Source organism: Streptomyces sp. NPDC012835 (genome assembly GCF_042900885.1).
Taxonomy (GTDB): domain Bacteria; phylum Actinomycetota; class Actinomycetes; order Streptomycetales; family Streptomycetaceae; genus Streptomyces.
In genome coordinates this window covers 306,775-326,508 of the sequence record NZ_JBIBBW010000005.1, presented here as the reverse complement: position 1 = coordinate 326,508, position 19,734 = coordinate 306,775, and the positions used below count along the sequence as shown (strand labels likewise).

The 19,734-nt window shown below is 66.3% G+C and carries 18 protein-coding genes and 2 pseudogenes; 11 read left to right on the top strand and 9 right to left on the bottom strand.

Going from position 1 to position 19,734, the window contains the following annotated elements; translation table 11 throughout:
- Positions 1–16: 16 nt before the first annotated feature.
- On the top strand, positions 17–919 hold the full coding sequence (locus ACFY6S_RS22925) for a serine hydrolase (RefSeq protein WP_388824506.1): 903 nt from the start codon (positions 17–19) through the stop codon (positions 917–919).
- An 87-nt stretch (positions 920–1,006) separates the two neighbouring features.
- Here the strand turns inward: ACFY6S_RS22925 and ACFY6S_RS22920 are convergent, their stop codons facing one another.
- Complete coding sequence (locus tag ACFY6S_RS22920) at positions 1,007–1,507, bottom strand: hypothetical protein (RefSeq protein WP_388824503.1); 501 nt, start codon at positions 1,505–1,507, stop codon at positions 1,007–1,009.
- A 425-nt stretch (positions 1,508–1,932) separates the two neighbouring features.
- Between ACFY6S_RS22920 and ACFY6S_RS22915 the strand changes: the two genes are divergently transcribed.
- Both ACFY6S_RS22915 and ACFY6S_RS22910 read left to right on the top strand, forming a co-directional pair.
- On the top strand, positions 1,933–2,622 hold the full coding sequence (locus ACFY6S_RS22915; protein ID WP_388824500.1) for a lytic polysaccharide monooxygenase: 690 nt from the start codon (positions 1,933–1,935) through the stop codon (positions 2,620–2,622).
- A 417-nt stretch (positions 2,623–3,039) separates the two neighbouring features.
- Positions 3,040–4,257, top strand: coding sequence for an IS110 family transposase (locus ACFY6S_RS22910; protein WP_388824157.1), 1,218 nt, complete (start codon positions 3,040–3,042; stop codon positions 4,255–4,257).
- Positions 4,258–4,374: 117 nt separating this feature from the next.
- Here the strand turns inward: ACFY6S_RS22910 and ACFY6S_RS22905 are convergent, their stop codons facing one another.
- Together ACFY6S_RS22905 and ACFY6S_RS22900 are read right to left on the bottom strand one after the other, a co-directional pair.
- A complete protein-coding gene (locus tag ACFY6S_RS22905) occupies positions 4,375–5,319 on the bottom strand; it encodes a TIGR03619 family F420-dependent LLM class oxidoreductase (RefSeq protein ID WP_388824497.1) in 945 nt (314 codons plus the stop codon).
- The gene (locus ACFY6S_RS22900) at positions 5,316–6,218 is read right to left on the bottom strand and encodes an NADP-dependent oxidoreductase (RefSeq protein ID WP_388824494.1); all 903 of its coding nucleotides are present in this window, start codon (positions 6,216–6,218) and stop codon (positions 5,316–5,318) included. The genes ACFY6S_RS22905 and ACFY6S_RS22900 overlap by 4 nt, the downstream gene beginning before the upstream one ends.
- A gap of 350 nt (positions 6,219–6,568) precedes the next feature.
- Here ACFY6S_RS22900 and ACFY6S_RS22895 point away from each other — a divergent pair, with 350 nt between their 5' ends.
- A complete protein-coding gene (locus ACFY6S_RS22895) occupies positions 6,569–7,012 on the top strand; it encodes a MarR family winged helix-turn-helix transcriptional regulator (protein ID WP_388824491.1) in 444 nt (147 codons plus the stop codon).
- Between the two features lie 746 nt (positions 7,013–7,758).
- On the opposite strand, the gene ACFY6S_RS22890 is transcribed toward ACFY6S_RS22895, so the two are convergent.
- Complete coding sequence (locus ACFY6S_RS22890) at positions 7,759–8,103, bottom strand: pyridoxamine 5'-phosphate oxidase family protein (RefSeq protein WP_388824488.1); 345 nt, start codon at positions 8,101–8,103, stop codon at positions 7,759–7,761.
- 835 nt (positions 8,104–8,938) lie between these two features.
- On the opposite strand from ACFY6S_RS22890, the gene ACFY6S_RS22885 reads away from it, so the two are divergent.
- From ACFY6S_RS22885 to ACFY6S_RS22875, 3 genes are read left to right on the top strand one after another with little or no spacing between them, the layout of a single operon-like run.
- Complete coding sequence (locus tag ACFY6S_RS22885; protein WP_388824485.1) at positions 8,939–9,355, top strand: hypothetical protein; 417 nt, start codon at positions 8,939–8,941, stop codon at positions 9,353–9,355.
- 2 nt (positions 9,356–9,357) lie between these two features.
- Positions 9,358–10,473, top strand: a complete 1,116-nt coding sequence (locus tag ACFY6S_RS22880; protein ID WP_388824482.1) for an MAB_1171c family putative transporter — start codon at positions 9,358–9,360, stop codon at positions 10,471–10,473.
- A 23-nt stretch (positions 10,474–10,496) separates the two neighbouring features.
- Positions 10,497–11,684 (top strand): amidohydrolase family protein, encoded by a 1,188-nt coding sequence (locus ACFY6S_RS22875; protein ID WP_388824479.1) that lies wholly within the window; start codon positions 10,497–10,499, stop codon positions 11,682–11,684.
- A gap of 50 nt (positions 11,685–11,734) precedes the next feature.
- Here ACFY6S_RS22875 and ACFY6S_RS22870 read toward each other — a convergent pair.
- Positions 11,735–11,842: pseudogene (locus tag ACFY6S_RS22870) on the bottom strand (IS5/IS1182 family transposase); the annotation flags it as partial.
- Between the two features lie 1,072 nt (positions 11,843–12,914).
- Between ACFY6S_RS22870 and ACFY6S_RS22865 the strand changes: the two are divergent.
- The 3 genes from ACFY6S_RS22865 (at position 12,915) to ACFY6S_RS22855 (ending at position 15,289) form a co-directional block, all read left to right on the top strand.
- Positions 12,915–13,739 (top strand): helix-turn-helix domain-containing protein, encoded by an 825-nt coding sequence (locus ACFY6S_RS22865; RefSeq protein ID WP_388824476.1) that lies wholly within the window; start codon positions 12,915–12,917, stop codon positions 13,737–13,739.
- 115 nt (positions 13,740–13,854) lie between these two features.
- The gene (locus tag ACFY6S_RS22860; protein WP_388824473.1) at positions 13,855–14,259 is read left to right on the top strand and encodes a hypothetical protein; all 405 of its coding nucleotides are present in this window, start codon (positions 13,855–13,857) and stop codon (positions 14,257–14,259) included.
- Between the two features lie 250 nt (positions 14,260–14,509).
- Complete coding sequence (locus tag ACFY6S_RS22855; protein WP_388824470.1) at positions 14,510–15,289, top strand: SAM-dependent methyltransferase; 780 nt, start codon at positions 14,510–14,512, stop codon at positions 15,287–15,289.
- 3 nt (positions 15,290–15,292) lie between these two features.
- Here ACFY6S_RS22855 and ACFY6S_RS22850 read toward each other — a convergent pair whose 3' ends face one another.
- On the bottom strand, positions 15,293–16,219 hold the full coding sequence (locus ACFY6S_RS22850; RefSeq protein ID WP_388824467.1) for a helix-turn-helix domain-containing protein: 927 nt from the start codon (positions 16,217–16,219) through the stop codon (positions 15,293–15,295).
- Positions 16,220–16,305: 86 nt separating this feature from the next.
- Complete coding sequence (locus ACFY6S_RS22845) at positions 16,306–16,545, bottom strand: DUF397 domain-containing protein (RefSeq protein ID WP_388824867.1); 240 nt, start codon at positions 16,543–16,545, stop codon at positions 16,306–16,308.
- Positions 16,546–16,943: 398 nt separating this feature from the next.
- Between ACFY6S_RS22845 and ACFY6S_RS22840 the strand changes: the two are divergent.
- Positions 16,944–17,076 (top strand): annotated as a pseudogene (locus ACFY6S_RS22840) (IS630 family transposase); the annotation flags it as partial.
- Positions 17,077–17,198: 122 nt separating this feature from the next.
- Here the strand turns inward: ACFY6S_RS22840 and ACFY6S_RS22835 are convergent.
- Positions 17,199–18,464: an IS701 family transposase gene (locus ACFY6S_RS22835; protein ID WP_388824464.1), complete on the bottom strand. Its 1,266-nt coding sequence runs from the start codon at positions 18,462–18,464 to the stop codon at positions 17,199–17,201.
- 65 nt (positions 18,465–18,529) lie between these two features.
- Entirely contained in the window at positions 18,530–19,366 is an 837-nt protein-coding gene (locus ACFY6S_RS22830; protein WP_388824461.1) for a helix-turn-helix transcriptional regulator, read from the bottom strand.
- Positions 19,367–19,734 lie beyond the last annotated feature (368 nt).

The window sequence follows — 19,734 nt, the reverse complement described above, 5'->3', positions numbered from 1 at the left end:
GTACCGGGGCGACGGCATGAGTACCGAGGCGATGCTGCGCACCCTGCGCCGGGAACTGCTCGACGGCGGTCTGTACGGCTGCCTCCTCGTCCGGGATCTGCGCACCGGCCAGGAGCTGGGCATCGAGCCGGACACCCAGCTCCCCACCGCTTCCCTGGTCAAGATCCCTCTCGCCCTGGCGACGCTGGAACGCATCAGGCGCGGCGAACTGGACGGGGCGACCGCGCTCGACGTACGGCCCGGCCGGGTCACCACGCCGGGGCCGACCGGCCTGAGCCGGTTCCGCCACCCCGCCCGGATCGCGATCGACGACCTGCTCTATCTGAGCACCTGCGTGAGCGACGGGACGGCCGCCGACGCGTTGTTCGAACTCACCCCGCCCGCCGAAGTCGCGCGCCTCCTGGACCAGTTCGGCCTGCACGGCATCTCCGTACGGCACAACACGCGGGAACTGAGCGACACCCCGGCGGAACGCTTCGACACCGCCCAGGCGCATCTCGCCCACGCGCTCGCCATAGACGCCGGCACCCAGGGCCACGGCCACCGCCTGCCGCAGCTCGACGTGGCCCGCGCCAACTCCGGCAGCGCCCGCGCCTACGTCGACCTGCTCCAGGCCCTGTGGACACCGACCACCATCCATCCCGACGTGGCCGACCGGGTGCGCGGCCTCATGTCGCACAACGTGCTGCGCCACCGGCTCGCCCCCGACTTCAGCTCCGACGCCACCACGTGGTCGTCCAAGACCGGCACGCTCCTCAACCTCCGCCACGAGATCGGCGTGGTCGAGCACGCCGACGGCAGCGCCTTCGCCATCGCCGTCCTCACCGAATCCCTGGTGCCCGCGACCGCCCAGCCGGGCGCCGACGCGCTCATGGCACAGGCCGCCCGGACGCTGCGCGACCACCTGCGCCAGCTGTAGCGCCCGGGCGTGGCACCGGTATCCGCGACACCACCCCTGCCCCCGCCCCCGCCGTAACGCTCCTCGGGCTCCTCGGGCTCCTCGGGCTCAACTCACCAGAATCGGCCCGGCCGTCGCGGTGCACTTGGTCTGGTCGGCGGCCACGGTCGCGCAGCCGCTGCCCGGGGTGGCCGTGTACCCGGCGGGGGTGAAGATGATGACGTTGCTGTTCAGCCCCCACGCGCCCGGCGGCACATTGACCCTGCCGACCGTCTCGGCGATCGTGCCGGTGATGTCGTACGTGCTGCCCGGGTAGTAGGCGAGGTCGCTGCCCCACACATACGAGGCGCTGACCCCGTACATGCGCACGACGACGCCGCATACGACGACCGAGCGCCAGGAGAGCTGGTGGGGCTGGGTGGGAGGGTGTCCGAGGCCGTTGGGGGACGTGACCTCGCAGGTGTACACCCCGCCGTCGACGTTGTTGGTGAAGGTGACGATCGCGTTGCCGTTGTCCGCCGCCTCGGAGGAGACGCGCGTGACCGGCCCGGCCGCCCGGGCCGAGCCCGAACCGATGGCGAGCGAGGACGCGGCGACACCGAGCGCCATGACGGCGGTGCTGATTTTCCGGAGGAGCGTGTGGGGGAACACGGACGTACCGACCCTTCGCGTGGGGCACGAAATCAAGCGGATGGAATTCCGGTGGATCGACCACTCGTGCCGGTGGCCTGGAAAGCGTGGCTTCCCGGCCGAAGGTTCGTCAATGCTTTGAACGTTCCAATTTTAACGCTCCAAATGTCCCTGATCGAGGGATGCATGACGCATCGTCGGGGCTACCCGGCTGCCTCGAACCTCGTCGCGGAAAGCCCTCCGGCGGGTGCGGTCTCCCGAGCACCACCGACCGACACTCGCCCCTCGACGGGGCCCGCCGGGCGCGATGGCGCGTTTCAGACCTAGGCCGCCGCGCAACACAACCGTAATCTGGGAGCGCTCCCATACCGGATCCCCACACAACCGGAAGAAGGAGATCCCCCATGAATCCGTCCCTCGCGTCCCGGAACGCCCGTGCGCACCACGGACCCCCCTCGCGCATTCTGTGGGCCTTCGGCCTGCTCTCCGCCGTACTGCTCTGTCTGATCCCCTCGGTCGGCACCGCCTCCGCCCACGGCTCAGTCGTCGACCCCGCGTCCCGCAACTACGGCTGCTGGCTGCGCTGGGGCAGCGACTTCCAGAACCCCGCCATGGCGCAGGAGGACCCCATGTGCTGGCAGGCGTGGCAGGACAACCCCAACGCCATGTGGAACTGGAACGGCCTCTACCGCGACGGCTCGGCGGGCAACTTCCAGGCCGTCATCCCGAACGGGCAGCTGTGCAGCGGCGGCCGGACCGAGAGCGGTCGCTACAACTCGCTGGACACGCCCGGCGCGTGGAAGACCACGAACGTCGCCAACAACTTCACGGTCAAGCTGTACGACCAGGCCAGCCACGGCGCCGACTACTTCCTCGTCTACGTCACCCGGCAGGGCTTCGACCCCACCAAGCAGGCGCCGAGCTGGAGCGATCTGCAACTGGTCAAGCAGACCGGCCGGTACGCGCCGAGCCAGAACTACGAGATCCCCGTCACCACCAGCGGCTACACCGGCCGGCACATGGTCTACACGATCTGGCAGGCGTCGCACATGGACCAGACGTACTTCCTGTGCAGTGACGTGAACTTCGCCTGATCCGGAGGCGGTTCGGGCCACCGCGCCCGGACCGCCCTCCCGGACCGCCCTCCCGCACCGCCGTCCGGCCGCATCGGACCACGACGGGCCGCGGGCGCCGACGCGTCCGCGGCCCGTCGTGGTGTCGCGGTGCGGGGCCGTACCGCCGGTCCCCCCCCGTTATGTTTTTCGCGGTCCTGCAATGGGGCCGCTGGCCTCCGGGCCCGGCATGACTGTGTCCCCCTGTCGAACGGATGACCTGGGGGGTGGTGTCACCGGGTCCGGGAGGTGCCGTCGGAGACGCTGATCAGAGGTCCGGCCGCCACCCGGTCCGGCGCAACGCCGGACAGCTCGCGGATGGCAGGTCTGCATAACGTGGATGCGCGAGTACGACACCGACGCCGAGGCCGGCACCGTCAACACCCCTGGAAGGGCGGCATGTTCGACACCGAAGACGTGGGCGTGTTCCTCGGCCTGGACGTCGGCAAGAGCACCCATCACGGCCACGGGCTCACCCTGGCCGGAAAGAAGGTCTTCGACAAGCAGCTGCCCAACAGCGAGCCGAAGCTGCGGGCCGTGTTCGACAAACTGGCCGCGAAGTTCGGCACCGTCCTGGTGATCGTGGACCAGCCTGCCTCCATCGGCGCCCTGCCCCTGACCGTCGCCCGCGATGCGGGCTGCAAGGTCGCCTACCTGCCCGGACTCGCGATGCGCCGGATCGCCGACCTCTACCCGGGCGAGGCCAAGACCGACGCGAAGGACGCGGCCGTGATCGCGGACGCGGCCCGCACCATGCCGCACACCCTGCGATCCCTGGAACTGACCGACGAGATCACCGCCGAGCTCACCGTGCTCGTCGGCTTCGACCAAGACCTCGCCGCCGAGGCCACCCGCACCAGCAACCGGATACGCGGACTGCTCACCCAGTTCCACCCCAGCCTCGAACGCGTCCTCGGACCGCGCCTGGACCACCAGGCCGTCACCTGGCTCCTGGAACGCCACGGCTCCCCGGCCGCCCTGCGCAAAGCCGGCCGCCGCAGACTCGTCGAACTGATCCGCCCGAAAGCCCCACGCATGGCCACCCGGCTCATCGACGACGTCTTCGACGCACTGGACGAACAGACTGTCGTCGTCCCGGGCACCGGCACCCTCGACATCGTCATCCCTTCTCTGGCCGCCTCCCTGGCTGCCGTCCACACCCAGCGCCGGGCCCTGGAAACCCAGATCAACACCCTGCTGGAGGCCCACCCTCTTTCCCCGGTCCTGACGTCGATGCCCGGCGTCGGCATCAGGACCGCCGCCGTCCTGCTGGTCACCGTCGGCGACGGCACCAGCTTCCCCACCGCCGCCCACCTCGCCTCCTACGCCGGCCTCGCCCCCACCACGAGATCGTCCGGGACCTCGATCCACGGCGAACACGCACCCCGAGGCGGAAACCGGCAGCTCAAACGGGCAATGTTCCTGTCCGCCTTCGCCTGCATGAACGCCGACCCCGCCTCCCGCACCTACTACGACCGCCAGCGAGCCCGCGGCAAGACCCACACCCAAGCCCTCCTCCGCCTCGCCCGCCAACGCATCAGCGTCCTGTTCGCCATGCTCCGCGACGGCACCTTCTACGAACCCCGAACACCGAAGGACGTCGAACTCGCCGCATAACCCCAGCAACCCCGAACCACCCCACACCGAACTCGGGCGCCTTGACGAAAGACATAGAGGCACCCCCCCCTGCGGGCGCGCTGAGCAGCACGCACTCCGCCGACACGCGTCAACTCCTCAGCACTCGGTGGTTCCCTCCCCGGTCAGCGGCCGGACCACCTGTTCCGCCAGGGTCTCCAGGGTCCGCCAGTCCTCCTCGGCGCTCTGCCGCAGCCGCTGGTCACCCGGGTCCGTGTCGAGGATGACGTACTGGGCGCCCAGCTCGACGAGAGCGGCCACATCGGCCCGGATCTGGGCGAGCGAGCCATGCCCGGTGGGCCGCCGGTGCTCGTCCAGGGGGACCGGGCTCACCGCGATCTGGATACGCGGACACAGCGCGGGCAGCGGCCGCTCCTCCTGCTCGGCCAGCGCGCGCAGCGCCGGTACGGCGGACTCCCGCAGCCAGCCGAGCCGGGGCCACAGCGGATGCCAGGCGTCCCCGTACCGTACGGAGCGGCGCAGCGCGGGCAGGCTGTTTCCGCCGATCCAGACGGGCGGGTGGGGATCGCGCCGCGGGCGCGGGGCGGTGTGGATACGGTCGAAGGTGACGGTCTCGCCCGTGAACGAGGCCCGTTCCCGCGTCCACAGTTCCCGTACGGCCGCCAGGTACTCGTCGGTGAGCCGGCCCCGGTCCCCGAACGGCACACCGAGCGCCTGGTAGCCGAGCCGCGCCCAGCCCACCCCGACGCCCAGCACGAACCGGCCGCCGGAGAGCCGGTCCAGGGTGGCCGTCATCCGGGCGAGCTGGACCGGATGACGGTGCGGCATGATGACGACGCCGGTGCCGAGTTCGATCCGCCGGGTCTGTCCGGCGAGCCAGGCCAGCGAGGTGAGCGCCTCGTAGAACGGCTCGGGGGAGCGGGCCGCCGCGTCGGGGGTCAGGGCCAGGTGGTCGGAGACCAGCAGCAGGTCGTAACCGAGGTCTTCCGCCGTACGGGCCCAGCAGAGGAGGGTCCGGGGGTCCATGCCGGGGCCGAAGTTGGGCAGGTTGACGCCGAACTTCACGCGCTTCGTCTCGGTCACGGGATCAGGAGCACCTTGCCTCGCACCCCGCCGGCCTCGAAGAGTGCGACCGCCTCGGCTGCGGCGTCGAAGGGGAAGGCGTGTGCGATCCGGACCGTCAGCGTCCTGCCGTCCACCAGTGCCACGAGCCGCTCCAGCAGCGCCCCGTCCTGGTCGACGAAGGAGACCACCGGGTGGATACCGCGCTCCGCGGCGGGGACCGCGGTCGGCACGACCGTGACGGCCTGGCCACCGTCCCGTACCGCCCCGATCGCCGACGCGATGCCCGCGGTCTCGAACAGGGCGTCGTAGCGGGGTGCGTCGGGCAGCTCGGTCAGAACCTCGCCGGCGCCCAGCTCCCGGGCGAGGTCCCGGTCGGACGGCCGTACCAGCGCGGCGGTGTACCAGCCGCGCTCCCGGGCGAGCTGGAGCGCGAAGCCGCCCAGCGCGCCGGCCCCGCCCGTGACCAGCAGACTTCCGCCGGCCGGCAGGTTCAGCCGGTCCAGGGCCTGGTACGTGCTGAGCGCGCCGAGCGGCAGTGCGGCGGCGTCCGCGAGCGGCACGCTCTCCGGCGCCGGCGCCAGCAGGTCCTGCCCGAGCGTCACCCGCTGGGCCCAGGTGCCGAGCCCGGTGGCGGCCTGCGCCGACATGCCGACGACCGGATTGCCGGCCCGGAACCGGGTGACGTCCGGACCGACCGCGTCCACTGTCCCGGACAGGTCCCAGCCCAGCGTCATGGGCAGCGGGACGGTCGGCTCGCCGCCCTTCGACCCGGAACGCACCTGACAGTCCACCGGGTTGATCGCGGCGGCCCGTACGCTCACCCGGACCTGTCCGGGTCCCGGCTCCGGCGCGTCCGGGACATCGGTCACGTGCAGGACGTCCGGCGCACCGAACGCGTTCATCACCACTGCGCGCATATGTCGTCTCCTCATGGGTTGTCGTGCGGGAGGGGGCGGGACGGACGGCGGTTCAGGGGCCCACGGCGGCCGGGCCGGTGGCCGCGACGCCCTTACCGAGCGCGTCAGGGCAGGTGGTTTCCCCGGAGAGATCCGCCATTTCCTTTGGCAGACATTATTTGCACAGACATATGTTTTGTGTCAACGATGAACAACACAACGTAGCCATGGCCGGATTCAGGCGCCCCGAAGCAGGCGCGGCGGCGGCCCGTCGACGGACGAACAGGCCCCGCGCAGCCCCGCGCCCACGCTCCGAATCCAGTTTCATGCACATGCATTCATAGGGAATGGGCCATGTGGGACCATGCCGTATGGCCAAGGCAGCAGAACGCGCGATGCAGCAGGACAAGACCTGGCGGCAGATCAGTCAGGCGTACACGCTCGTCACCGCCGACCTGGAGCGGGAGTTGTTCCGGCGGCATCAGCTGCGCCTGTCGGAGTTCCACGCGCTCAGCAGCCTGGCCGAGGCGGTGGAGGGCAGCCTGCGCATGCAGGACCTGGCCGACGCGGTGGCCCTCAACCAGAGTTCGGTGACCAGGATCGTGGCCCGGCTGGAGACACAGGGCCTGTGCGAACGCTGCCTGTGCCCCGAGGACCGTCGCGGCATCTTCACCCGTATCCACGAGGCGGGCCGCCGCAAGGTGGCGGAGGCGGCAGCCACCTACCACGAGACGGTGACCGCGGCATGCGCCCGGCGCGGGATCACCATCGACGCCGAGGACGGCGGCTACCGCCTCACCGTCGCCGGCCGGTGAGCCGGCCCGCCCCGTCCGGACACACCCCCGCCCGGACACACCCCCGCCCGGCTGCCGCCGTGCCGGCGCAGCCACATGAAAAACACCTCCTCGAACCGCGTTTCCGCAGGTCGGAGGAGGTGTGTAGGGGTGGAGCCTAGGGGAGTCGAACCCGAAATTGTTACCTCTCCGACCTGCAGAAACGCCGGAGAATCGGACATTCACCCCCGCTTCCATCCCTCTACGCCCTGCTCCATCCGTCTCGATCCGGCTCCCGTGCTGACACGTCAGCACGGGCCCGAAATGCGTTGCTGGAGGAAATTTTTGGACCGATCAAGCCCTTAACCACCTTGCCAGACAAGCGATGCACCCCCAGAACCACACCCCTTGCACCAGCAAAGAACAGACGGTGACCCACATGTGGCGTCGTTGGCGCCAGCACCGGCCCGCGCCCGCCAAGGGCCAGCGTCGGTGGGGACGCCGACGTCCTGCTCGTTGAGGTGGGCGGCCAGACGCACGACGATGCCACGGATAGTGCAGTCGGGCAGAGCCGCGTTCAACGCGGGGTGCGTCGTCGCGGGCGGTAAGGGTGCCGTGCCAGCTTCCGCCTGTTCGTGACTTGTTGTCATGACTTGCAAACGAAAGCCACTTCGACCGCTCATCCGAGGAACATTCAGGGCTGAGTAACACTCAGGGTCTGGATATGCCTATGCCGTGGGGCCGACGCGCGTCACCCTGCGGTCCCGCGATCTACGCGGACTCGCGGCCTAGGCCGGCGTACGCCCGTACCGCTTTCCGTAACGGACAACCGCATATTCGACCACATCCGCGTCGGTACACACCTCCGCCGCCCCTTCGAGCCTGGCCCACCGGCCGCCGTCGACCTGACGCACAGCCACGCGAGCTTCACTTTCCCACGCAAGGACGTTGGACACCTTTACGTTCGATTTGCGGGTGATAACTCGGGCCACTCCAATAGAGGCATCCATGATCACGCGGACCGGTACAACGTGGGGCCGACCATCGGGGCGCAACGTGGTCAAATATGCACAGGTGGTACTCGTTCCAGAACTCCGGGTAGCTATAGGTTGTGCGGATATCGCGTTCGACATGGCTGAAAGCGTAAACGCGACAGTTGCCTGAACTGCCCTAGAGTGACCACCGCCACACTCTCCTCGAACGGTCCCTTTGTCCATTTCGCACATGTTCACGAAAGGGATTCCAACAACAAAAGTCTCGAATTCATAACGGAGTAATCCGAAGCCTCACAGCAATTGATCCGTTCACGTCAAAGATAAACTCGCAGCTCAAAGCCTCGTACAACATTAAACATGGTCGCTTTGGGTAACTTTCGCAGCTCACGGTTACTCACGGTCTGAACGAATCGATCATGATTTTTAGGCCAAGTCCTGCCGGAAGCGTCACGTACTGTCCAAAGTGGTTCCCGGGAACTCCGCGGGGCGGCCCCGCTCAGGGCCTCAGTTTGCTTTCGCGTACGCGACGTGCAGGCAGGTGAGAAGCCCTGGATACCTGGCACCCCGCCCCCTGCAAGGGGGCTAGTGGGGCGCAGACGCAGCCGTCTGCGGTCGTTTCCGGCGCCGGGAACCTGACGATCGACATCTGGGCGAGGTGTCGCCTGGCTCGGGAGAGCCATCACCAGCCGGTTGGAGAGGTTACTCAGTGTGGTCGGATAAGAGTGGTCGAGACGCGGCGAAGTCCACGGTTCCCGCTCAGGACCGAGCCAATCGCCGACGCCTTGGGCGTTGGCGCACAGCCGCGGCCCGGACGGTGGAGAAGGACCTGCACCGCCTGATTCGACGGGAGTTGCAAGACCTCGGGGCAACTCCCCCGCTCGACGTTGACGACCTCTGCCGGGCTCTGAGCCGACGGCGCGGGCGCCCTCTGTACCTGCGCGAAGCTCCGCTGCCCAAGCCCGGCCCTTCGGGTATGTGGATCGAATACGAGGAATGCGACGTGATCCTGTACCAGCAGGAAACGACCCGTCTTCACCAAGATCACATCAAGTTGCACGAGATCGGGCACATCCTCGTAGCCGAGAACGAGGAGGCCGCCAGGGGCTCCTCAAGCGAGACGGAGACGGAGGCGCCGGTTGTCGACCCTGGTGAAGAAGCGGCCGTCGACGTAGAAGGCTGGACCGCCCTGCTGCCGGTCTTCGGCACCGGATCAGTCAAACGGGCCGCCCAGCGCTGCTCGTACGACGACGATCAGGAGTGCTCCGTCGAGCTAATCGCCACGATCATCCTGGAGTGGTCCTCCCTGCTGGCCAGCTCCACCCCTCCGGCTGAGGACCCCGCTCTCCGACGGGTTGAGTCGGCCCTCGGTGACCGCAGAGGATGGCTGTAACCGTGGCACTGCTGCTCCTGCTGCCCGTAAGCGCTCTGGTCTGGAAGCTCTACCAGCTGAAGCGAAATCCGCACGACGCGCCTCTGCGCTCTGTCACCCTCTGTCTGTTCTGTGCCGCGATCTCCAACACCGTGGCCATGCCCGGCGGCGAATCCGGCGTCGACGCGGTCGCCGGCCACGGGGCGGCGAAGCTGGTCCAGAACGTACTGCTGCTCCTCGCGGTGTACTTCCTGATGTGCTTCTACCTCTACTCGGCCGCCGACGAGGACGCGGGCCGACGAAGGGCCCGTAAGGAAGCCGTCGTTGTCGGGATCGTCGCGGTGGCGATCACTGCGGCTGCCGAGTCCGTGCCGCACGAGGTCTTCGCCGGCTCCTTCAGCACGGCCGACATGACGACTCCGCAGATCGCGTTCTTCTACGGCGGAGCCGGCCTCTACCTCATGTACGCGCTCGGCACGGCGTGCCGATGGACTCGCCGTTACGCCCGTATGTCCCGGCGCCCGCATTCCACCGGGCTCTGGATGGCCGCCGTCGGTCTCGGGGCGATGGCGGTGGCCTGCGCGATCCGCGCCGTCTTTGTCGCCGTTCGCGCGGCCGACGTCCAGGTACCTGGACGCCTGATGGCCACTGTCGCTTTCCTCCTGGTGGTGTCCATCCTGCTGTTCGCGGCAGGCATCACGTACTCCGGAGCCCGAGCCCGGATCTCGTCTCTGCGCCTCTGGCTTCGGCATCGGCGCGATCACCGCCGCCTCGCCCCGTTGTGGGAGCTGCTGGCGGAGGCGTACCCGGACAATGTGTTGCGGCCGGCGTCCTCGGCCGCGCTGGACCGGTGGCGGGCTCGCGGCGTGCATCGGCGCTACCACCGGCGCATCGTGGAGTGCCGCGACGGCCTGGTGGACATCAGCCCGTACCTGCTGGACGAAGGTGACGACGGCGCAGTACTCAACATCAACTCCTCGGAGCTTGCCGTCCGGCTTCGCCGGGCCTCGGCCCGGATCGAGAAGGGCGTCCCCGCGCCCCGCCGCGCGTTCCCTCTCGCGATGGCACTCGGCAGTGACCGGGAGTCGGATGTGAAACAACTGATAGCGGTATCCGACGCACTGCGCGCAGCCGCATGACCTAGCAAGATCAAGGAGTCACGATGCTGATTACCGGTGGACGAGTGCTCGTCGACTCGGGGACCTACCTGGAAGACGGCGCCGTTCTCATCGAGGGCGAGTCAATTACTGCCGTCGGGCCGCGCAAGGAGATCGAGGAGCGGGCGGGGGCCGACATGCCACGATGCGAATTCAGCGGCACCGTTCTGCCGGGGCTCATCGACGCTCACGTTCACCTGGCCTTCGACGGCGGGCCTGACCCGGTGTCCACCCTTCAGAGCTCGACGGACGAAGCCCTCTTCGAGGACATGCGGCATCGTGGCGAACAGCTCCTGCGCAGCGGCGTCACCACCGTCCGGGACCTCGGTGACCGGGGCGGACTGGCGCTTCGTCTGGCCGGCGAGATCAACGATCGCCGTACGCCGGGACCGAGGATCGTCTCCGCGGGCACCCCGGCGACCACCGTGGGCGGACACTGCCACTTCCTCGGCGGCGAAGTGTCCGGCGAGACCGAGATCCGAGAGCTCGTACGGCGCAATCTCGCCGCCGGCGCCGGGGTCATCAAGGCGATGGTCACCGGCGGCGGCCTGACGAAGGGCGGTCCCAAGAGCCACCAGTCACAGTTCACGGCGGAGGAACTGGCCGCTCTGGTCGAGGAAGCACACAAGGCTGGCGTTCCCGTCGCGGCCCATGCCCACGGTGCCGACGGCATCGCCACAGCCGTCGAGGCGGGCGTCGACACCATCGAGCACTGCACCTGGATGTCGAGTGACGGCCTGGACTTCCGGCCCGACGTGGTCCAGCAGATCATCGCGAAAGGCATCGCGGTCTGCCCGGCCGTAAGCCCGCACTGGCAGATGATCCCGCGCTTCTTCGGCGAGGAACGCGCCAATGCGATGTTCGATCTGGTGCGGCAGATGGCCGAAGCCGGAGTCCGCTTGATCGCGGGGACGGACGCGGGCGTGCAGCGCGCCGGCTTCGACGGACTCGCCCAGGCCCTGTCGTTCTACTCTCACCTGGGTCTGTCGAACGCTTCGATCATCGACTTGGCCACGTCACAAGCAGCCGCTGCTCTGGGCCTGGGCGACATCACTGGGAAGGTCGCTCCCGGCTACCACGCGGATCTCCTCCTGGTGGACGGTGACCCGCTCGGGGATCTTTCCGCGCTGAGCGGGGTCCAAGCCGTGTTCGTCTCCGGTCTGCGCCACGAGCCGAACGGCACGGAGCAGTAGGAACCCACCTTAGTGCCCTGTTTTCCCGGCCCTCTCCGGTCCGGGAAACAGGGCACGAGTCCACGGACACCGGTAGCCGACCGACCAGTATCAGTGCGTTCGATGACCCACCGGCGACGTCTGACTCGTTCGCTGGACTCGACGCCTTTACGTGCGATGGGGAACGTCGATACGTAAGGGCAGGTGCTGAGACGTGATCGACCCGCAGCTTGTGTGAGGTCGTTGCCCCTCCCGCAACCTGACCGGGCAGGACGCAGTCTCTAACTGCCCTTCTCGCAGGTTCCGTTTTCAGGGACAACGCATACCGATGGACATTTCGGCGCATAATTACCCTACCGAAATTAAACATACTGTGACGAGTATCACATTTAAGGGATGTCGAGTCAATCAAACCCCACAAGGGGGCGATCAGAAGGAGGCGATCTTGGTCAAATTCGTTCTCACTGGCGCCTCTCTGCGCTGCCAGGGGGGTAACTTCAGTCCGCGCATCTGGTTTTCACAATGTTGCAGCGACACGAGTTGCCGCTAGACGGGATAGCTTTCCGGTGTCACCAAGAAAGCGGGAGCCCCGAATTGCCCTCGGGACCCCCGCCTGGTGTGTCCATCCGGAAATCCCTTTGGGAGAACAAGAATGCGACACTTTCTCCGTCGACTGCACAGTGCCGTGCAGCCAACTTCAACCGAGATTACCCTTCCGCCGTTTCTGCTGCCGCAAACCACGCTTCTCAGTACTTTCGCTGTCCGGGTGACGTGGGGCTCGCTGATGATGACCCCGCCGGTCGCGATGGCGTCCATGAGGGGAACTGTTGTTTCGTCGGGGGTCTTGTGGGCGCTGGTGGTGGCATGTGCCGCTGACCAATCCGTGCTGATGTACCAGCGCTACCACCGCCGGTAGGACGCGAGCAGGGGGCCCGGAGCCGGGCCCCCTGCTCTCTCCCTGTCGTGACCAAGGCGCTGCGCGCCTTCTCGTGGCACCCAGACGAAACGGAGAGAAGTGTGGCTCAGCCTGAGTCAGGTTTCCGGGAGTACGAATACATGTACGCCGTGTGCCGCTATGCGCTGTGCCGGCGACGCTTTCGCCGTCGGCGCGGACCCGGCCGTCCCAAAACCTATTGCCGGCCTGCTTGCAGGCGGCTGGCCCAGCGTCTGCGGGACGGTCATGCTGTTCCTTCTGTCGCTCTGCGAAGCAGGGCTGAGCGTGGCAAGTTTGCCGCCCAAGGCCTCCAACTGGTGAGCGCGGAACTGCTTGACATCGAATATCGCACCGCGGGATTAGAGGATCGTGCGAAAGCTGCGATCGCGGTGGCAGGGGGCGTCGAGCGGTACGTCGATGCCTTTGTGCGTGATGCGCGAGAGCAGGACCAGAGTTGGGCTTCGATCGCGCGTGCGCTGCGCATCAGCTCGGAGGTGGCTTGCCGGAAATGGAAGGACACTGCTGGCGCCGACGCGCCGCCGCCCGGACTCGGCAGCGCGGGAGCCGAGAACGAGGGGCGAACCCGCGTGGGGAAAGGCACTGCACCGGCCCACTCCAACAAGCAGCAGCTGGGTTCTGCGCTGGGCTTTCTGCTCCGTGCCAGTGGTCGCACGGTCGGTGCGGCAGCGGAACAGACCGGAGTCCCCGCCGCCTCCATTTCCAGGCTTCTGGCGGGGGAGCGTGTCCCCGAGTGGCCAACGATCTTCACGCTCGTCACCATCCTCGACGGGCGCCCCGATGAGCTACGTCCGTTGTGGGAATGGGCCAAGGGCAGGGCCCCAATCGCCTTCCACGGAGGCGTCACTGCGGTATCGCGGTTTCAGAGCGCACTACGAGGTCTGCACCTCGCCGCAGGACGTCCAGCCCTGGACGAAGTCAGTCTGTCCGGCAGCCTCGGTACTGACAAGATTCGGATCCTGGAGTCTGCTCTCGCTGGTGACTCGCTGGCTGGTTGGGAGGACATCTCACTGCTCGTCCGTCACCTCGGCGGTCGTCCAGAGCAGTTCCGTCCTCTGTGGGAAGACGTTCAGTACAGCATCTTCACTCTATCGGTGAAGGGCGGACCTCATGGACAGGAATGAGCCGCACTTCGTTCAGCCGAGGGCTCCCTCCCCCGCTCAGATATCTCCCTACCTCCCACTCGTACCAACAAAGCTGGCTGCTGACGCCGGGGCCTCGGGAGATGGAGCGGCATCGGTGATCCAGCTCCCGGCGGACTTCGCCGCCTTCTGCACCCGCCGTTGTCCTCTCTACACGCGCTACTGCGCGCTGCGTACTAGCAGTTGCTCGGCGGGGAGAGAAATTGCGATGGCCGCGCTCGGCGACCTGGCTCTCCTCTGGCTGGAGGCCCTGGCGAGTCCTTCACCCGCCGCACTGTCCTGGCAGCTGCTGAACCAGCGGATCGTACGCTCCGTCCGAGGCCAGAGCGCAGACTGGCTTCATCGGGCCTTGTCCGCCCGACAGGCCGACGTGGTGCTGCTTCGCTACCGTATCGGCCTGACCGTCCGGGATGCCGCAGACATCATGGGTGTCGCGACCGCCGATGTCCTAGTAGCTTCCCAAGCGGCACTCAGGTCCCTCCCTCAGCGCTCCGAGCCTTGAGTGCGACGCGTGATGATTCTCCTGGTACGGCACACCGTTGTGAGACAGGCAAGCCCGCACCACTGACGGCTGCAGCCGAGTTCCTCGGGCTGGCCAAATACGCTCCACCTTTCGGGGCCCAAAACGGTGTTGAGGTGGTCTGCGTGGGCTATTACTCCTAGCATGGGGCGCCTGCCAGGGCTGCGGACGCCGTACAACGCTGCTTGCCCGTGGTGATATTGCGCGGGCATATGACAGCGGGGGTCTCGCCATGGACGTCAGTAAGGCAAGCGTCGCGCGGATGTACGACTACCTGTTAGGTGGTACCGACAACTACGAATCCGACTGGGCGGCGTGCGAAGAGCTTCTGCGTATCGCCCCCAGTACGCAACAGATCGCATTAATCAACCGCCATTTCCTCGTGCGGGCGGTAAAATATATTGCAGGGACCGGTGATGTCGACCAATACATCGACCACGGATCAGGTCTACCCACTCAGAACAACGTCCATCAAGTAGCCCAGCGCGCCAATCGAAATGCACGCGTCGTATATGTCGACAACGATCCCATAGTCTTGGCACACGGGCGTATGATGCTGGAAGAAAACCAGAACACCACGGTAATTGAATCCGATATGTTGAAGACGAGTGAAATCTTCGAGCAAGCGAAAAGGCTGAAGTTTTACGAACCAGGCCAACCTGTAGCGGCCCTGTTCGTCTCTGTCCTTCACTGTATTAGCGACAAGGATGAACCTTGGAAACTAATCAGAAACGTGATCAGAGAACTGCCGTCCGGCAGTTACCTAGTTCTCTGCCACCTGGCAAGCAATGATGCCGATCTGCGCGATGAAGTGACAAAATTAATGCACCGAGTCACCGGAGGAAAATGGGGAAAAGTCAGATCGTTCGCCGAGGTGGACCGTTTTTTCGAGGGACTGGAAATCGTCGGGGAACTGTGTGACGTGTCCCGGTGGCGGCCAGACACCGAAGTGGGACCTCGGCAGGAGCAAACCGAGTGGATTGAGTACGGAGGTGTAGCACGGGTCCCGTAAAGTTCAGCCCTTGAGCCTTTTGATGTGACTGTCCATAATTTCCATGGATTCTGTGCGATCCGCTGCCAACTCCCACAGGGACGACAGGGCGAGTTTGTAACGGAGCAGTTCACTTGGGTTCGTCACATAGGTTCCCCCATCGGGAACTTCCAGATACAGCATGTCCATCTCGCGTCCTGACGCAAAAGAAAGATGGCTAATGGAGGCAGCGGGAGCAAGCGCCTCGGCACCCCGACCAAAGGGGATAATGCGCAGGTGCACATGCTCCCTGTTTTCCTCCCAGCTGTACAACTGGCGAAGCTGTTCACGCATGACGGCAGTGCCGCCCACGTTTCTGACCAACACGTTCTCATCCATCACCGCGTAATACTGCGGCGGCGAGGGGCGTTGGAGGAGATGTTGTCGGATACGGCGGACCTCGACCCGTCGCTCGATGTTGCGCTCAATCTGGGCCTTATCTATTCCGGGTTCGCGGTGAGCCTGCATCAAAGCCCTCGCGTACGAGCCCGTTTGCAGGAGTCCAGGTATGTACTGCAATTGGTACGTGCGAATAGACTTGGCTGACGCCTCGACGCTGATCAGTCGTTCCATCCAGCCGGGTACCACATCGTGGAATGCGCTCCACCACTCTCCGGTGCGCGACTTTCTGACCAGTTCACACATGATCTCAAGGGCCTCGGTGTCATTTACCCCGTAGTACCGTGCCAGGGCGAGTACCGTCTCCTCCCTCAGAGGAGTTGCGGCATTCTCGATGCGGCTCAGCGTCGCGACAGAGCCGATTACGCCGGCCTTGGCTACGTCTGAGAGCCGGAGACCGTTCCCCTCGCGAAGCTGGCGCAGGCGAGCGCCGAGCACTCGCCCTGCGCCAGCTGGAGAGTCGGACGGCTTGCCATCGTCCGGCACTGCAAAGAGAGGTTGACTGCTCAACATCCCGCCCCTTGTTCGCTGACCTGCTCACTAGCTTCTCAGGGTGAGGATGTCACAGGAGCGGCTGCAACCTTCAGTCTTCTGCGATGTCAGCCAGCCATGCCGTCGAATTCTCCCTGGCGAACACCGATCAGAAGGGCCGTGATCTCCGAACGAGTGAACACCAACGCGGGCCCATCAGGGAAGCGCGAGTTACTCAACGCTACGTCCCCGTTCGGAAGCTCTGCAAACCGCACACAGTCCCCTCCGGCCGGGTTGCTGGCGGAACTCTTCACCCACCGTACGCTGCTGATTGATGACGCTGCCACGCCATTCTGAAAACTGATCATCTTAACCCTTTCGTTGCCGTTGACCTGCACATACAAGGACGCCGCCTCTTGCGTTCGACCGAATTTCCTCGACCCCGCGATAGAAATATCAGGACCGATGAAATTTCACGGACCGGTGGAACGCTGATCATCCTAGGCCGACGCGGCGAGATGCCGCTGTCCCCCGAAAGGGCTCTCTTTCGGTGTGCTGATATGAGAAAGAAATCGAATTAACGTGCAAGTGGAATTTTTGATTCCGCATCGAAGAACGGCTTGAACGCCGTCGATGGCGAAGGGGTGGCTCTACATGGCGAGAGGGTGGCTCCGAACGCCGGGGGCACTGCGGAGAACAGTGGTGCCATCCGGATCCGACCGCCTGGGCTGAGAGTCAGCAGGCCCTCCTGATTAGCCAGCGTCTCTTCCGCAGACGGCACGGACCACGCCGATCACAAGGAGCAGGGCAGCATGATCCGCCGCTACATCATCTGGCGAAACCGCCACGCCGACGACCAGCGCCTACGCACCGTCGGCGATAGGGCGAACGTTGCTTGATCCGGCCCTAGTAGTGCTTGGTCATGTTGGTGCGGGATCTGGCATGTCGCGGTGACAGGTGGGGCAGGCGCCGGTCCAGATCACGAGGAGTATCTGCAGCTCGCGAACGACCCGATAGAGGCTCAGGCCGACGCCGTCTCTTTTGGGGATCGGCTCAGTCGCTGCAGGGTGCAGAAGGCGTGGGCGACCGAGACGAGGGTGACGTGGTGGTGCCAGCCCGGCCAGGTCCGGCCTTCGAAGTGGGCCAGGCCCAGGGCCTGTTTCATCTCGCGGTAGTCGTTCTCGATGCGCCAGCGGAGCTTCGCGGTGCGCACGAGTTCGGGCAGCGGGGTGGTCTTGGGCAGGTTGGAGAGCCAGAACTGCACGGGCTCGGCCTGGTCTGCAGGCCATTCGGCCAGCAGCCAGCGGACCGGAAGCCCGGTAGCGTCCGTGGCCCTGCGGATCTCACGTCCGGCGGGCCGGATCCGCAGAGCCACGAAGCGCGAATACATGCGCTTGTGCCCGCTGCGGCCGCTGCCCGGCCGTGATCCCTGCCGCCACTGCACCGGCCGGGCGGAAGATTTACCGGCCGCGATGACCAGGCTCTTCACCCGTTGTGCCGGCTCGGGATAGGCGGGATCCGGCCGTCGGCCCCTGCCGGGGTAGGCCGGGGTGCATGGCTGTGCGTCCTCGGGTTGCGCGGTGGTCGTGGTCGAGATGCCCACCACGTAGTCGAGACCGCGTTCCTCCAGGCCGAGCCGGAAGGCGGCGGTGTCCCCGTAGCCGCCGTCGGCGATGACCTGGGGCACTTCGATGCCCCAGGACCGCGTCTCGTCGATCATGTCGAGGGCCAGCTGCCACTTCTCGACATGGCCGATCCCGGCGGGGATGGCGCACTTGTCACGGCGGGCGACCCTGGCCGGATCGGCCTTCGGCGAGGCAGGGTCCCAGCTCCCGGGCAGGAACAGACGCCAGTTCACCGCCGTCGAGGCGCCGTTGGAAGCCAGGTGCAGCGAAACCCCGGCCTGGCAGTTGGTGACCTTGCCCGCAGTGCCGGTGTACTGCCGGGTCACGCACGCGGAGGCGTCCCCGTCCTTGAGGAATCCGGTGTCATCGATGACCAGCGCGGTGGGCTTGATGACCGGCTGCATGCGCCAGGCCAACCGGGCCCGCACATGCGCCGCGTCCCACGGGCTGGAGGTCACAAAGTGGGCCAGGGCCTGCCGGTTCCCGTCCTCGCCCAGGCGGGCCGCCATCGGCTCCACCGACTTGCGCCCGCCGTCCAGCAGCAGGCCCCGCAGATAGACCCCGCCCCACCGCCGCTGATCCGCCCGCGCGAACGGCTCGAACATCTCCGCCGCGAAGTCCTCCAGATCACACCGGACCGCAGCCAACTCCTCACTCAGCACACTCGATCAACGACACGACCGATCAGGAGGACACGCCGTCACGGACCGCACATGACCAAGCCCTACTAGCTGTTGGTACCTGGATTGGCCTTCTTGTCCAGCTCGCCAGCAAGGTCGTTCAGGATGGAGAGGACATCGGCCGGCAGGCCCTCGGCACTCATCCCGCGGGCGCGGACTCGGCCCACTTTGCCCTGCTTGGCCGCCTGCATGAGGCGGAGCCCCTCGTAGACCTGCCGGGCGACGGCGTCGTTCGGCTCGAAGTACAGCTTGGACACATCGAAGAACCGGGCAAGACCTTCGAGGACCACGGGCACCGGCGCGTCGTTCTCACCCGTCCGCAGGGCCTCGATGTCCTCGGCTGACGCGACCTGGGAGCCTGCGTAGGCGTTCACCGATTCCGCGATCTCTTGGTCCCCTGGCGCGGTTCGGCCCGGGTAGGAGCGCTCCAGTAGGAGAGTGATCTTCTCAGCCAGTGTCTCCGGCACCTTCTCGGCCTCGGCGGCGCCCTCGTCGGCCTCTCCGAAAGACCGGTCCTGGGCACGTTTCAGCTCTTCCTCGGGCACCCCGTAGGCAGCCGCCAGGAGAGGGATGTACCGGTCCTTGAGCCGTCGGACTCCCTGTTCAGCTCCCGCCACAGGTCCATCGCTCTTGGTCCCGATGATCGCCTTCGTCTCGTACCGGTAGAGGCCGGCGTCGCATCGCAGGTCGGTCAGATCTGGCAAGCCGCCGCGCGGGAAGAGGTCGTCCAGCGGCCGTTTGAGCACTTCCGCGAGGTCAGGCAACTTCTCTTGATCGGGTGCCGTCGCTCCCGACTCCCACCCCGCCACGGTCGAGTCCGCAGCACCAAGGGCGGACGCCACGTCGGCCTGCGAGACGTCCGCAGCCCGACGTACCGCGCGCACACGTTCTCTGTCGAAACGGCGAGCTGGCATCGGACCTCGTTTTTAGGATGAACCGAGGAAATCTCGGACTGTTGACTTTTTGGATGAACCAAGATAGCTTCATCTTAGCGAAAAACGAGGGGGTTCGCATCCCTCTCAACCTTCGCCCATCTGTGGTTCCCATCGTGGACCGGTCCGGTGGAGAGGGGAAGCCACGCATCAATCAGGCGCGACCCTCCCCCTCAAAACGCCATCGGCGTCCGAGAGTTCGCACCTCTCGGACGCCAGACAGCTCGTGATCCGCAGCTCCCGAGAGGGGCGCCGGTCACTCGCATGGCCACTCCGTGTCCTTTCGCACGGCACGACGGAGTGGCGTACCACGTGAAGGA

What these genes read in the sequence shown, in the direction of transcription:
- ACFY6S_RS22910 (WP_388824157.1), top strand. Translation starts at nt 3,040, where the DNA reads ATGTTCGACACCGAAGACGTGGGCGTGTTCCTCGGCCTGGACGTCGGC.
- ACFY6S_RS22850 (WP_388824467.1), bottom strand. Translation starts at nt 16,219, where the DNA reads ATGTTGAGCAGTCAACCTCTCTTTGCAGTGCCGGACGATGGCAAGCCG.
- ACFY6S_RS22890 (WP_388824488.1), bottom strand. Translation starts at nt 8,103, where the DNA reads ATGTCGAACGCGATATCCGCACAACCTATAGCTACCCGGAGTTCTGGA.
- ACFY6S_RS22855 (WP_388824470.1), top strand. Translation starts at nt 14,510, where the DNA reads ATGGACGTCAGTAAGGCAAGCGTCGCGCGGATGTACGACTACCTGTTA.
- ACFY6S_RS22920 (WP_388824503.1), bottom strand. Translation starts at nt 1,507, where the DNA reads ATGGCGCTCGGTGTCGCCGCGTCCTCGCTCGCCATCGGTTCGGGCTCG.
- ACFY6S_RS22900 (WP_388824494.1), bottom strand. Translation starts at nt 6,218, where the DNA reads ATGCGCGCAGTGGTGATGAACGCGTTCGGTGCGCCGGACGTCCTGCAC.
- ACFY6S_RS22915 (WP_388824500.1), top strand. Translation starts at nt 1,933, where the DNA reads ATGAATCCGTCCCTCGCGTCCCGGAACGCCCGTGCGCACCACGGACCC.
- ACFY6S_RS22845 (WP_388824867.1), bottom strand. Translation starts at nt 16,545, where the DNA reads ATGATCAGTTTTCAGAATGGCGTGGCAGCGTCATCAATCAGCAGCGTA.
- ACFY6S_RS22895 (WP_388824491.1), top strand. Translation starts at nt 6,569, where the DNA reads ATGGCCAAGGCAGCAGAACGCGCGATGCAGCAGGACAAGACCTGGCGG.
- ACFY6S_RS22875 (WP_388824479.1), top strand. Translation starts at nt 10,497, where the DNA reads ATGCTGATTACCGGTGGACGAGTGCTCGTCGACTCGGGGACCTACCTG.
- ACFY6S_RS22885 (WP_388824485.1), top strand. Translation starts at nt 8,939, where the DNA reads ATGTGGATCGAATACGAGGAATGCGACGTGATCCTGTACCAGCAGGAA.
- ACFY6S_RS22925 (WP_388824506.1), top strand. Translation starts at nt 17, where the DNA reads ATGAGTACCGAGGCGATGCTGCGCACCCTGCGCCGGGAACTGCTCGAC.